The following is a 12924-nucleotide window of genomic DNA, read 5'->3' as shown; positions in this document are numbered from 1 at the left end:
TCGGAGGAGAAGGTTGCCAGAGCGTCCGACGACAGAGCGTTCAGCTGTCCAGAAGACATAGCCGCTACCTGCGTCTTGGTCAGCGCTGCAGCATTATCCGTGCTGAGGTTCTCCAGGGCCGCTGCGGTGAGGCTGGAGAGCGCCTGCGCGCTGATGGATGCGATCTCGCCAGTGGAGAAGAGCGCGAGTTCGGCACTGTCGAGTGTGCCGACCTGAGCTGCTGTGAGGCCAGCAACCTGCGCCGAGGTAAGCGCCTCGATCTGGCTTGTCCCAAGAGCCTCGAATTGACTGGTGTAAAGAGCAACGACCTGCGCCGCACTCAGGCTGCTGACTTGGCCGCTGCTGAGCACCTCCAGCTGATTCAGCGTCAGACCCTTGACGGCGCTCGGCGAAATGGCGCGCATGTCTTCAGAGTCGAGCAAAGCGATATTCGCGGTACTAAGGGCTGCGATCTGCGAAGAACTAAGGGCCTTGATTTTTGTATTATCAAGAGCGTTCACGTCCGCCGAGGTCAAGCTCGCAATAGTCGATGTGGAAAGCTTTGAAATCTGCGCAGCAGACAGCGAAGAAATAATGGAAGTCATGAACGTGTCCCTTACCGGATGGCGACTGGTCACGCCTATCTGCCGTCAGACATCGCCCAAATAGACATGAATCCGACACGTGCAAATGAAGCGAAATTGTTGAGAACATGGCTCATGTGAACCTGCGTAGGAACCGCTTCATGCAATTCGAGCCTGAGAGGTAAGCCCGGATTTTCCACGCTAGTTATTGCGAATGACGCTAATAAATTTGGTTGCTTGAGTAACCTAACTCTAAGGGTGTCTTATCAGGCAAACATTTAAAGCCAAGTTAATATTGGTGACGCATCTGATTATTCTTGAAACACATGTATCTCTGCGAATCAAACGCTAAATTTCAAAGGAAAACTATGCCACCTACATCATTTTAACCATCTATCAAGAGCGAAAAATTTCAATTCGGCCTCAGATTCTCAATCATTCACGCAGTCTTTTTCCTCTCCAAGGAAAACCCCGTCGGAAAATTAATAGGTAAACCGCCAACAGAGATAACGACATAAAAAAAAGGGGTAAACACAAGCATATTTTTTTAATATATTGACATCAATGAATTACAATACATCGATTTTAAGATATAATGTCGACTTTATCGGACTATAATTGCGATGAATACGGTTTCTGGGCGTTGGTTTCCGTTCCGACACCCAGGGTGAGTTAACGGAGAAAACCCGGTAAAGTTGTTTTTCTTCTGCATGATTCGCCGTTTAGGACATTCAATCGGATGCCCTCGCGGGCTTGATACTGGCAGTAATCATCACTCTTCCAGCAATATCGTTACGAGATATACTGCGTCTCACCGTCGCATCAGCAGATCATCACGATATCACTGGCTAAACTTTCACGTGCAATCGTCTGACAGTGCATCCCGTCAGCTTTCGATGAAGCGGCTGGCATTGAAATCTTGATGGAGGGCGAGCGCGGGGTGCTGATTCGGTAAAACTCATCCTTCATTGATTTTGACCGCTCCACGTTAGATGCGCGACGAGATCAGGTTCACGGAACGTCTTAAAATGAAAACAAGAACGGACCGGGATCAGGTTGCGAATTGGGGGAGCCTAATAAGGGAATGCTCTGCGGGTCGAGACACTTCGTGCGGTTCAATACCTTCGTGTGTGACGGCTTTTCGCGCAGACACCGGCATAACGCCGTCGGTCGCAGCGCATGCTGCGACACGAGAGCCGGACATTATCTCCGGCTCAAAGAGACTTCATGAGTTGTACGGCGGGCTCAAAGGTCCGCTAGATCTGGGACCATTTTGTTGTATCCGCCGTAACGGTTTTAATATCTGCCTTGCCATATGTTTTCATGGATTGGCAGTTCAGCGAGCTCGCGATGAGCCTGCTCTCAGAACTCTTCCCAGTTCTGTTCGCTTGCTTTCGGCTGTACCGCTTCTGCCGAAGCTCCAAAGGCTTTGGCGAGCGTATTGCCCAGCGCACGCGCGGGCGAGGCTACGGGGCGTGCCGTTGGCTTAACAGCAGCGGGCGTGAAGCTTGGCTTCGTCGAATAGAGCGGCTTGGCGGAAGCCGCTGGGGCGGAACGCGGGACAACGGGAGTGGCGGGCGGTATGTAGGACGCGATGCGCTGTTCTGCCCCTGCCCCGAGGTTGAACTGGCCGATCAGTCCGTTCAGCGCCTCAGCCTCGCGAGCCAGTGAATGGCTGGCTGCGGTCTGTTGTTCGACCATGGCGGCGTTCTTCTGCGTTCCCTGGTCCATGCTGTTGACGGCAGTACTGATCTCCTGCAGGCCCGTCGCCTGTTCGCGTGATGCCGTGACGATGGCGCTGACATGAGCGTTGATCTCTTCCACCTCAGCGACGATCATCTGTAGCGCCTTGCCGGTCTCGTCGACGAGGCCTACGCCATTTTCAACGTATCTGCTTGAGTTGCTGATCAGCGCCTTGATTTCCTTCGCGGCATTGGCGGAACGCTGAGCAAGCTCGCGAACCTCCTGTGCGACGACGGCAAAACCTTTACCGGCCTCACCGGCACGGGCAGCCTCAACACCAGCATTCAGCGCGAGCAGGTTTGTCTGGAAGGCAATATCATCGATCACACCGATGATGTTGGTGATTTCGCCGGAAGACTTTTCGATTTCCTGCATTGCGGCCACGGCGCGACGCACGACCGCACCGGATTGTTCGGCACCGGCACGGGCGCGCTGCACCAGAGCTCCTGCTTCTTCAGCACCCTTGGCGCTATCGCGAACGGTGGTGGTCACTTCTTCCAGGGCAGCAGCGGTTTGTTCGACGGAAGCTGCCTGCTGTTCCGTGCGGCGCGACAGATCATCGGCTGCGGACAGCATTTCGGCGGCGCCGGCATGAATTGCAGCAGCGTTCTCGCCCACCTTACGCAATGTCTGCTGCAGGCTATCGAGCGAGGTGTTGAAGTTCAGACGAAGCGGCTCGACGAACGGGGTGAACGGCTTTTCGATGCGATAGTCGAGATTGCCGTCGGCCAGTGCCTGGAGACCCTTGGCAAGTTCTTCGCGGGCAAAAGCCTGTTCAGCTTCGGCGCGCTCTTTTTCAGCATCGTTGCGCCGACGATCAGCTTCGGTCGCGGAGCGCATGCGGTCCGTCTCACCTGCAAGACGCTGCTTCTCGATCGCGCTGTCCTTGAAGACCAGAACGGCCTTAGCCATTTTCCCAACTTCGTCGCCGCGATCAACCGCAGGGACATCGACATTGTTATCGCCATTGGCAAGACGGCTCATGGCATCCGTCATGCCGACGATGGGCGTGACGATGGCGCGCGACAACGCCCAGATCAACAGAACCGAAACGAGGCCAGCTGCAGCACCACCACCGAGCAGCGCATATTGAAGATTGGCCTGAGCGCCTTGCTGAGCAGCGACCTCCAACCTGGTCAACGTGTTGAGCTGTTCTTTGATCTTGTCGGCAGCGGCGCGGAAGCCATCGACCTGGCCCTTGGCCTGGTTGCGGCCGATCTCGATGATTTCGGAAACCGGGGCTTCTGTCGTCTTGCGAGCGGCGATCTGCGGCTCGGCCAGTTGCTTGAAGAAGACAGTCGCAGTGGCTTCCATCTCGTCGATGGATTTCAGAATATCTGGTTGGTCTGCGGCGTACCCGCGTGCCTCTTTCAGTTTCGCGAGCATCACGTCGCGCTGGGCGAAGACGTCTTTGTAGGTGCTGTCGCTTCGGAACAGCAGAAAGCCGCGCTGATTGACCACCTGCTCCAGCATGGCGGCTTTCGCTTCGTCGACCGTCTGCATCAGTTGAGCTGTGCGAGTTTGCGTTTCAGACAGATGCTGCGCGTCTAGCGTTTGAAGAAAAACGAATGCCGATGCGACCAGACACACACCCATCAAGGCGACGAAGGTCATCATCAGCTTGATATTGATAGGCAAATTTTTTAAAGACATCGACAACTCTTCTTCGACGCAGGACCGCGCATCAGTCATCAGACCGCGAACCACAAGTTTTCCGGCCTAACCTTCATGTCAGCGACGGCTCTTTTTTCAGCTTCGCAAACTGCTGCAAAGCGGTTGATTTTTGCTTAAATCTGAAGGTACTAAAAAAACAAAGCTGAGGAGTGCCGGGCAGGGTAAACGAAGTCTTCAAGAGCCCTCGGACACAAACCGCTTGCGCTACGCCCGATTGGCCGTCATTGACACTCTCCATGACCAAAACATCTGAAAACCAACGCCTGGACCAGCTCCTGGTCGCCAAGGGCCTGTTTGCAAGCCGCTCCCGCGCGCGCGATGCCGTATCGCGCGGCACCGTCAGCGTGAATGGCAAGATCGTGACCAAGCCAAGCCTCTGCTTCGCTGAGACCGCAGTGATCGCCATTGACGATCCGGCGCAGGATTATGTCTCGCGCGCCGCCTTGAAGCTCGTTGCCGCACTCGATCATTTCGAGCTGGACCCGAAAGGCCAAGAGTGCCTGGATGTGGGTGCCTCCACCGGCGGTTTTACGGAGGTTTTGCTGGAGCGCGGCGCTGGCCACGTGACGGCGATCGACGTAGGTCATGGGCAGATCCATCCACGGGTGGAGAACAATCCACGCGTGACCAGCATCGAGGGGCTGAATGCGCGGTTCCTGACACAGGACGATATCGACGGTCGCGAGATCAGCTTCATCGTGTCGGATGTCTCCTTCATCTCGCTGAAGCTTGCGCTGGCGCCCGCGCTCGATCTCGCAGTCGAAGGCGCGCTCGCCGTGCTTCTCGTCAAGCCGCAATTCGAGGCAGGCCGTGATGCGATCAGCAAGGCTGGTCTTTTGAAAGAGCCGGAGACAGCGCCGCAAGTCGCCGCAGAGCTGGAACGCTGGCTGACCGAAGATATGGGCTGGGAAAGCCTTGGCCTTATACCCTCCCCGATTGCGGGTGGGGATGGCAATGTAGAATTCCTTCTCGGAGGCAGAAAGCCATGAGCACGCAGACCGTCAAGATCCATAGTCTGGGAGCCCAGGGCGACGGCATCGCACATTGCCCTGAAGGCACGGTCTACGTGCCCTTCTCCCTTCCGGGGGAAACAGTCGCGATCGCCCGAGTGAAAGACCAGGGAACGATCATGTCGATCACCGAGGCGTCGGAGCAGAGACGTGAGCCCGCCTGCCGTCATTTCGGGCCGGATGGCAAGAACGGCACTTGCGGGGGCTGTTCGCTTCAACATGTGGCGGACGAAACCTATCACGCCTTCAAACGCAACCTCGTCGTCTCCGCGCTGCGCTCCAAAGGGTTGGATGCCGAGGTCGCGCCACTGGTGATCTGTCGGCCCGGTGAGCGCCGTCGCGTCGTCTTCACCGCACGCAAAACCGAGAAAGGACTTCTTCTCGGCTTCAGCCAGGCCAATAGCCACCATATTGTTGCGATCGAAGAATGTCCCATCGCGTCACCTGCCATCGTATCGAGGCTGGATGCAATCCGCGCAATCGGCCTGCCGCTGGCGTCCAATGCCGAACCTTTCCGCATGACAGTGCTGGAGACGCTATCTGGGCTCGATATTGCCGTGGACGGCATCAAATCAGTCAATGACAAGCAGCGTCGGGCACTGACCGAAACGGTTCTTTCCATGCGCGGTATCGCCCGCGTATCGCTGTCAGGAGAAATTCTCATCGAGCCGCAAAAGCCGGTCATCGAGTTTGGCAGCGTCAAGGTCGCTCCTCCCGCTGGCAGTTTCCTTCAGGCAACCAAGGTGGCGGAAGACGCTATGGCCGAACGTGTGCTGGAACATATCGGCAAATCGAAGCGGATCGCCGATCTGTTCTGCGGTACCGGAACCTTTACGCTACGGCTGGCGCGCATCGGCAAGGTGCATGGTGTGGAAGCCGAAGACAAGCCATTGAAGGCGCTGGATTTTGCCGCACGCAACACCCCCGGCCTGAAGCCGGTCACGATCGAACGGCGCGATCTTTTCCGACATCCGCTGATTGCCAAGGAACTGAAGGTGTACGACGCCGTCGTCTTTGATCCGCCGAGAGCCGGTGCTGAAGCGCAGTGCAAGGAACTTGCTCGCAGCACAGTGAAGAAGATCGTTGCCGTCAGCTGCAATCCGCTGTCTCTGGCACGCGATCTTTCTATCCTGGTCGAGGGCGGTTATCGCATTACGAACGTTACGCCGATCGACCAGTTCCTCTGGTCGCCGCATGTCGAGGCGGTCGTGACGCTGGAAAAATAAGGCTTTTTACCAGGCGGTATCGATATTGCCGCTGCCGACAACGCCAGAGCAGCGGCAACGACCGCCAACCCTGCCCTGTTGGACGGGGCAGACATAGGGGCGCGAGCGCTCAGCACTGTCCGGCGGGGTGATGACGCAGACGAAACGCGGCTGGCGGCGGTCCCAACCATTGTTCTGGTTCTGGTTGCTGCGTTGCGAGCTACTGTTAAAGTCCTGCACCAGCACCACATCGCTCTGTGCAGGCAACGGCGTTTTAAACGACTGAAGCAGGCCCGCCTCCGCAACGCCGGATACGGACATTAGTGCGATCATTGCAAGAGCGGTTTTGCGCATCATGACGGCCTTCTCCCAACAGTAAAGATGCTGATCGAATAACCGGAAACACTTCCCGTTCCGTAAAGGTCGCCGCCTTTCTTCGCTAAGCCTTAACGACGCATGAATGCTTCGAATGCCGCTCTCGCCTCCGCGCTCTGAAGCTGGGCTGCAAAGTGGACGATTTCCTCATCGATCCTCTTTCGGATAGCGTCGATATCGCCACGCACCAGATCACGAGCGATCTTCAGCGCCTGCGGCGGCTTGGATGCAAGATGAGCGGCAGTTTTGAGCGTTTCCGCCTCCAACTCCGCCTCATGGACAATCTTCCAGATCAAGCCCGCCGCAAGCGCCTGTTCGGCGGAGTAACCCTCACCTGCAGCCAGCAGCGCGAATGCCCGCTGATGGCCGGCGATGCGCGGAACCAGAAGACTTGATGCGGCTTCTGGCACCAGCGCCAGATCGACGAAGGGTGTCTTGAACAGGCTGCGGCTGGAGGCAAGCGTCAGATCGCAGTGCAGGTTCAGTGTCGTGCCGATGCCGATAGCAAGGCCATCAACGCCGGAGACAATAGGCTTTTCGACGCCAACGAGCGTGTGCAGAAAGTCTGCGGCAGCGAGCCTGCCCTTGCCGCCGGACATGGCAAACCCGAGAAAATCGGCCATGTCGTTGCCAGCCGAGAAACATCCCGGCGTACCGAGAAAGGTGATGACGCGAATATCAGCGTCGGCGTTGGCCGCCGTCAAGGCATCGATCAAGCTGCGATACATCGCATCTGTGATGGCGTTCTTCTTGTCCGGACGGTTGAACCGGATGACCTGCACACCAGGTGCGGCCTGCGGACGTTCGAGAAGGATATGGTCTTCAGACATCAGCAACCTCCTCAGGCAAGCACAGCGCGTGCGGCTTCGAGGCTCGCAGCACCCGACACCACGCGGTCCTTTAAGGCAGCCGTTTCCGCCAGGAGGTTTTCAGCGGCAAAGCGGCAAAGCGATGCTCGCTTGGCACCATTACCGTCATCAACAGAAGCCAGCGCGCCCTTGGCGAGATAGACGCCCGTCAGGGTAAGACCAAAGAGCCGCTGGTAGGGCGTGGCACCGGCAAGTGCTGATGCTGCCTCTCCCTTGGCCTGGGCCTCAAGTAGCCAGTCGGTGGCAGCTTCGAGGTCGGCGATGCTCTGGTCCAGATAGCGTGCGGTGTCGCCCAGTTCCGGCTTGTTCGATGCACGAACGGCTTCGGCGATTTCCTTCAACTCGTTGATGAAGCCCCGAACGTGATGACCCTCGGAAAGCGGCAGCTTGCGCATGACGAGGTCGATAGCCTGGATGCCATTTGTGCCTTCATAGATCGGAGCGATACGAGCGTCGCGCAGATAGCGGGCCGCACCGGTCTCCTCGATGAAGCCCATGCCACCGTGTACTTGAATACCGAGGGACGCCACATCCACACCGGCATCGGTGGAGAAGGACTTGGCAATCGGCGTTAGAAGGGCTGCACGCTCCTGCCACAACTTCTGCGTTCCAGCACCGCTTTCCGCATGGCTCATGTCGATCGCGTGAGCGCAGGCGAAGCTTATGGCGCGAGAACCTTGCGTCAGCGCCTTCATCGTGAGCAGCGTTCTGGCGATATCCGGATGCTCGATGATCGGGCTCATGCCCGTGGCCTTCGTTCCCGGCGCTTTGCCTTGGGTCCGCTCATTGGCGTATTGAATTGCCTTCTGCGTGGCGGCTTCGCAAATCGCCACACCCTGCATACCGACCGCAAGGCGCGCATTGTTCATCATGGTGAACATGCAGGCGAGACCCTTGTTCTCCTCACCGACCAGCCAGCCGATCGCACCTTTCTCCTGACCGAAACGGCCATCGCCAAAAATCATCGTGCAGGTGGGCGAGCCGTGAATTCCGAGTTTATGCTCCAGCGCATGGCAGAACAGATCGTTGCGTTCACCCGGGTTGCCGGCCGCATCGGGCAAGAATTTCGGCACGAGGAAGAGCGAGATGCCGCGCGTGCCGGCAGGTGCATCCGGAAGGCGGGCAAGCACCAGATGAATGATGTTCTCGGCAGCGTCGTGTTCACCCCATGTGATGTAAATCTTCTGGCCAAAAATGCGGTATGTACCGTCTTGGGCACGTTCTGCTCTGGCCTTGAGCGCCGCTAAATCGGAGCCGGCTTGCGGCTCCGTCAGGTTCATGGTGCCCGTCCATTTGCCGCTAACGAGGTTTTCGAGATAGGCGGCTTTCAGCTCCTCGCTGCCATGAGCAGAAATGGCTTCGACCGCGCCCATGGTGAGCGTCGGGCAAAGAGCGAACGCCATGGAGCCCGAGTTCCACATCTCGAGTGCTGCGACATTGAGCATGTGAGGCAGGCCCTGCCCGCCAAATTCCTCAGGGGCCGTCAGGCCGTTCCAGCCACCTTCCGCCCAGCGATGATATAGCCCAGCCCACCCATCCGGCGTGCGAACCTCACCATCCACCATGCGTGAACCCTGACGATCGCCAACTTCCGCGAGCGGAGCGACCTCTTCCGTCGCGAAACGCCCTGCTTCCTGGAGAATGGCATCGACGAGATCTTCATCGAGATCACCGAGCGCACCGCTCTGAAGAGCATCGCCCAGCCCTGCAACGTGTTTCAACGTAAAAGCGATATCGTCTACCGGCGCGGTATACATCCTGCCTCCTCCCGAAGCGTCTGCCTACAATCCAATGTCTCTACGGGCTAATTGATTTTTACGTAAACGTCAATTTCAAATTTGCCGCCAATGGGATCGCGCTTGTTATGAAACTGTCATAAAACTCTGCGCAGCATCACCAGCCTTCAGAGCAGCAAGAGCCCCTTGCGTCTGCTCGATCTCGCCGTCCAAGACTCCGGCTTTCAGGACTGACATATGGATATACAGTACCCCGCCATTCCCGGCCTTGTCTGGGCCTACCGCTTCCAGCCGGGAAATCTGTCTTGTACCCGACTGGCGCCCAGCGCCCGTTGGGAAGACTTACAGAGCCACGACGGATTTTTCTGGCTGCACCTCAATCTGGCAGACACGCGGGTGGCGACCTTTCTTGAAGCCATCCAGGGGTTGGATGAGAATCTCCGCGCCAGCCTGACCACCCATGAGACGCACCCTTCGATCACCGTCGATGAGGGCGCGCTTTACGGCACGCTTGTCGACTTTCAGCGTGAGTTCGATCAGGAAACACGCGATCTTGGCTGGCTGCATTTTGCCCTTACGGATCGCTTCATCATTACGACGAGGCTTCAGCCGCTACGATCCGTTGACCGACTGCGCGCCGCCATCGACAAGAACTCAAAGCGCTACTCCACGCCGTCTCATATTTTCGAAGCGCTGGTGGCGGAGTTCCAGCGCAGCCTGATCAACCTGGTCATGGAGACGACCGAAGAACTCAACGCAATCGAAGACTATGTCTATGACACCACGCCGCGGGATGAGAGGCGCAGGCTTGCGCCTGTGCGACGCACCGTCGTGCGACTGCATCGGCATCTGCGCACGGTGCTGACCCTGATGCGGCGCGCATCAGCGGCCGATGAAGATGACATGCCTGTCGGTTTTGAAGAAATTGCCGGGCGACTGACGAGCCGGCTGGAGTCTGTCGATTACGATGTCTATGCGCTGCAGGAGCGAGCGCGTCTGCTGCATGAAGAAATCGACTCTAAACTGTCTTCGGAAACCAACCGCCATCTCTACATCCTCTCGATCATGACGGCGTTTCTATTGCCACCCACGCTCGTCACTGGCTTCTTCGGCATGAACACCAGCGCACTGCCGTTTATCGATGGTGGGAACGGTACGCTTTACGCGGGCGGATTCATCATAGCGTCCAGTCTTCTGGCATGGTTCCTGCTGCGACGTGTCGGCATCATTTAACAAAGAAGCCGCCCCGCGAATGCGAGACGGCTCTTATCAATAATATACCCTTGTCCGATCAGCCGTACGGCGAGTAGCAGGTCTGGCGCGGACCGTGGTAAGGCTGGAACGTGTTGCTACGGGCGTCGTACGAACGGTAGCGACCGTAGCACCAGTTCACGTGGGCTTGGCTCACGCCACCGCGCACAACCGGACGATACTCGCGGTAGACCGGGCGAGGACGATATTCCGGAACAGGGCGATATACCTCGCGTGGCTGCGCCAGTGCGCCGCCGACGATAGCGCCTGTCGCAAAGGCTGCCAACGGGAACCAGTAGCCATTGTGGCGACGATAGCCAGGACGGTAATCGCGGTAGCCACGATGGCCCCGATAGTAGCCTGGGCCATAGTCGCGGTAATAGCCACGATCGCGCCAGTACTGGACGTTGACGATATTGTTGTCGGCCTGGGGCGCTGAAGGTGCTGCGGGCACAATCGGCATGGCCTGCGCTGGCACAATAGATCCAGCAGCCACAACTGCAGAAAGGCCGGCAGCCAAAATAGCTTTCATGTAATTCTTCATCTGACCTTCTCCATTCGCGTCCGGATACTCAACCGAACGGGGTGAACTACGACGATTATTCTCCTGTTTATCCATTTTTAACGGCGTGGACTCGCCTTATACTCACGTTAGGAAACCCAGCCTGAATGCAGCATTAACGAGACGATCACAGATACTTGAACGGATTGCTGCTAGACGGCAGAAGGCCCGGACAAGCCGGGCCTTCCAAATCAACGGTTTCAGCTATAGGGCGAAACGCACTGACGGCGTGGTCCGTTATTGGGCTGATAGCTGTTGTCATAAGCGCGATAAGAGCGCCACCGGTTCGCGCACCACTGTTGATGGCTGCTGCCGTAGGAAGGGCGCGCCTGATTCGTTGCGCCGCCGATGATCGCGCCAGCTGCAAAGGCTGCAAGCGGGAACCAGTAACCGTTATGGTAACGATAGCCTGGACGGCGTTCGCGATAGCCGCGGTGACCGTTATAGAAGCCCTGGCGACGGTACTCGCGATGGTTACGCCAGTCGCGACCGTGCCGCTGACGCCAGTCACGACGGTCACGCCAATCGCGATATTGCACGTCTACGACGTGATCCTGGGCAGCAACGGGTGCCGGGATAGGTGTTGGGACCTGAAAGGCCTGCGATGGCGTAAAGCTCGTCAGGACCATGACAAAAGCGGTGGCGAGGCTCGTCTTCCGCAAATTCAGCATGAATTTCCTCCGTTTCTTTGCACATTGATGTTGTGCTGTTTTTATATCCTTCGGCAGAAACGCGGAAAAACGCCCGCAGTGACACAGCCTTAGACATTTTAGAAACGGAAGAACTAGGAACTCGTTCCATAGACTTGGCAGCGAATGCCGATTTCCGGAAGCGATAAGGTGGGTAGAGGCTTTACGCCTCCACCTTGACGTCAGTGAGCGGCCTTGAGCAACAGGCCAGGATATAGCCTTCAGCAATATCCTCGTCGAGGATGCCGCCATTGTGGTTCATCTCGACCTCTCCCGACAGCTTCAGGACGCGGCAGGTGCCGCAGATGCCGGATTCGCAAGCCGCACCGATGCGAACGCCGGCCGATCTCGCAGTCATCAGAACCGTTTGTCCGGGCTGACAAGGCACCTCCTTGCCGGAGAGCGTGAAGCCGACGGTCGTCATCGCCTCACCATCGGCTTCTAGTGCCGTTTCTCCAACGGCAACCGGCGGTGCGGCAGGCGCGAAGCTTTCCTGATGGTAGCGTGTCATGTCGAAGCCTGAGGCTTCGAGCATGGAGCTGACCGCAGCCATGAATGGTTCAGGCCCACAGCAAAACACCGTGCGATCCATGAAGTCAGGAGACAGGAGCGCAATCTTCGCCTTGTCGACGAAGCCCTTCAGACCTGACCAGAGATCAGTACGACCACAGGACTCGACGATGAACCCCAGCGACAGGTTCGGCATGTAGCGCGCGAGATATTCTAGCTCATGGCGAAAAACGATGTCAGCGGGCGTGCGAGAGCAATTGATAAAGGAGATGTCGCTCTGGGGCGCGCGATCGCACATGTCGCGCACCATCGACATCATTGGTGTGACGCCAGAGCCTGCCGAGATGAACAGGTATTTGTCGCCCGGGTGCTTAACGTAGGAGAAGTCACCCAGAGGACCAAGCGCGCGGATCTTCATTCCCGGCTTAAGGTTGTCGAACATCCACCGGGTGCCGATCGAGTTCTTCTGTGCCTTGACCGTGACCGCCACGGCATAGGGACGAGACGGTGTGGATGACAGCGTGTAGGTCCGGAACAGCGGCTCCGGCCCGACCGGCAGTTCCAGCGTCACGAACTGTCCCGGAATGTAGCGAAACCAGTTCGTGTCATTGGAGCGAAACAGGAACGTCATCACATCGGGCGTTTCGGGGGTTACCGAAATACACTCCAGCATATGAAGCTTGTCGCTCCAGGGCTTCATCTCATCGATATGCTTATAGGTCACAGCCATGGTCATC

The 12924-nt window shown here is 57.4% G+C and carries 10 protein-coding genes and 1 pseudogene; 3 read left to right on the top strand and 8 right to left on the bottom strand.

The genetic code is table 11. The features are described from left to right. Both QZ869_RS04565 and QZ869_RS04560 read right to left on the bottom strand, forming a co-directional pair. Nucleotides 1-584 (bottom strand): annotated as a pseudogene (locus tag QZ869_RS04565) (ice nucleation-like protein); the annotation flags it as partial. A gap of 1341 nt (nucleotides 585-1925) precedes the next feature. Beyond that, entirely contained in the window at nucleotides 1926-3959 is a 2034-nt protein-coding gene (locus QZ869_RS04560; RefSeq protein ID WP_296102758.1) for a methyl-accepting chemotaxis protein, read from the bottom strand. 257 nt (nucleotides 3960-4216) lie between these two features. Here QZ869_RS04560 and QZ869_RS04555 point away from each other — a divergent pair, with 257 nt between their 5' ends. Together QZ869_RS04555 and QZ869_RS04550 are read left to right on the top strand one after the other, a co-directional pair. Continuing rightward, entirely contained in the window at nucleotides 4217-4969 is a 753-nt protein-coding gene (locus QZ869_RS04555) for a TlyA family RNA methyltransferase (RefSeq protein WP_296041324.1), read from the top strand. Further along, nucleotides 4966-6216 carry a class I SAM-dependent RNA methyltransferase gene (locus tag QZ869_RS04550; protein WP_296102754.1) on the top strand — a complete coding sequence of 417 codons (1251 nt, stop codon included), beginning with the start codon at nucleotides 4966-4968 and terminating at the stop codon, nucleotides 6214-6216. Before QZ869_RS04555 ends, QZ869_RS04550 begins: the two co-directional genes overlap by 4 nt. Before the next feature lie 6 nt (nucleotides 6217-6222). Here QZ869_RS04550 and QZ869_RS04545 read toward each other — a convergent pair whose 3' ends face one another. The 3 genes from QZ869_RS04545 to QZ869_RS04535 form a co-directional block, all read right to left on the bottom strand. Beyond that, on the bottom strand, nucleotides 6223-6552 hold the full coding sequence (locus QZ869_RS04545) for a hypothetical protein (protein WP_296102751.1): 330 nt from the start codon (nucleotides 6550-6552) through the stop codon (nucleotides 6223-6225). An 89-nt stretch (nucleotides 6553-6641) separates the two neighbouring features. Beyond that, nucleotides 6642-7400, bottom strand: coding sequence for a crotonase/enoyl-CoA hydratase family protein (locus QZ869_RS04540; RefSeq protein ID WP_296102749.1), 759 nt, complete (start codon nucleotides 7398-7400; stop codon nucleotides 6642-6644). A gap of 11 nt (nucleotides 7401-7411) precedes the next feature. Further along, complete coding sequence (locus tag QZ869_RS04535; protein ID WP_296102746.1) at nucleotides 7412-9196, bottom strand: acyl-CoA dehydrogenase; 1785 nt, start codon at nucleotides 9194-9196, stop codon at nucleotides 7412-7414. A gap of 216 nt (nucleotides 9197-9412) precedes the next feature. On the opposite strand from QZ869_RS04535, the gene QZ869_RS04530 reads away from it, so the two are divergent. Further along, nucleotides 9413-10408, top strand: coding sequence for a transporter (locus QZ869_RS04530; RefSeq protein WP_296041335.1), 996 nt, complete (start codon nucleotides 9413-9415; stop codon nucleotides 10406-10408). Between the two features lie 58 nt (nucleotides 10409-10466). On the opposite strand, the gene QZ869_RS04525 is transcribed toward QZ869_RS04530, so the two are convergent. From QZ869_RS04525 to QZ869_RS04515, 3 genes are all read right to left on the bottom strand, one after another. Further along, the gene (locus QZ869_RS04525; RefSeq protein WP_296016702.1) at nucleotides 10467-10970 is read right to left on the bottom strand and encodes a BA14K family protein; all 504 of its coding nucleotides are present in this window, start codon (nucleotides 10968-10970) and stop codon (nucleotides 10467-10469) included. Between the two features lie 218 nt (nucleotides 10971-11188). After that, the gene (locus tag QZ869_RS04520) at nucleotides 11189-11659 is read right to left on the bottom strand and encodes a BA14K family protein (RefSeq protein WP_296016703.1); all 471 of its coding nucleotides are present in this window, start codon (nucleotides 11657-11659) and stop codon (nucleotides 11189-11191) included. Between the two features lie 181 nt (nucleotides 11660-11840). After that, nucleotides 11841-12923: a hybrid-cluster NAD(P)-dependent oxidoreductase gene (locus tag QZ869_RS04515; protein WP_296016937.1), complete on the bottom strand. Its 1083-nt coding sequence runs from the start codon at nucleotides 12921-12923 to the stop codon at nucleotides 11841-11843. Between the last annotated feature and the right edge of the window lies 1 nt (nucleotide 12924).

Source organism: uncultured Agrobacterium sp. (genome assembly GCF_913777885.1).
Classification (GTDB): Bacteria; Pseudomonadota; Alphaproteobacteria; order Rhizobiales; family Rhizobiaceae; genus Agrobacterium.
This window is presented reverse-complemented; position numbering and strand designations above follow the sequence as displayed.

Coding starts and splice junctions, on each gene's coding strand:
- QZ869_RS04545 (WP_296102751.1), bottom strand. CDS start 6,552: ATGATGCGCAAAACCGCTCTTGCAATGATCGCACTAATGTCCGTATCC.
- QZ869_RS04520 (WP_296016703.1), bottom strand. CDS start 11,659: ATGCTGAATTTGCGGAAGACGAGCCTCGCCACCGCTTTTGTCATGGTC.
- QZ869_RS04535 (WP_296102746.1), bottom strand. CDS start 9,196: ATGTATACCGCGCCGGTAGACGATATCGCTTTTACGTTGAAACACGTT.
- QZ869_RS04555 (WP_296041324.1), top strand. CDS start 4,217: ATGACCAAAACATCTGAAAACCAACGCCTGGACCAGCTCCTGGTCGCC.
- QZ869_RS04540 (WP_296102749.1), bottom strand. CDS start 7,400: ATGTCTGAAGACCATATCCTTCTCGAACGTCCGCAGGCCGCACCTGGT.
- QZ869_RS04515 (WP_296016937.1), bottom strand. CDS start 12,923: ATGACCATGGCTGTGACCTATAAGCATATCGATGAGATGAAGCCCTGG.
- QZ869_RS04550 (WP_296102754.1), top strand. CDS start 4,966: ATGAGCACGCAGACCGTCAAGATCCATAGTCTGGGAGCCCAGGGCGAC.
- QZ869_RS04560 (WP_296102758.1), bottom strand. CDS start 3,959: ATGTCTTTAAAAAATTTGCCTATCAATATCAAGCTGATGATGACCTTC.
- QZ869_RS04525 (WP_296016702.1), bottom strand. CDS start 10,970: ATGAAGAATTACATGAAAGCTATTTTGGCTGCCGGCCTTTCTGCAGTT.
- QZ869_RS04530 (WP_296041335.1), top strand. CDS start 9,413: ATGGATATACAGTACCCCGCCATTCCCGGCCTTGTCTGGGCCTACCGC.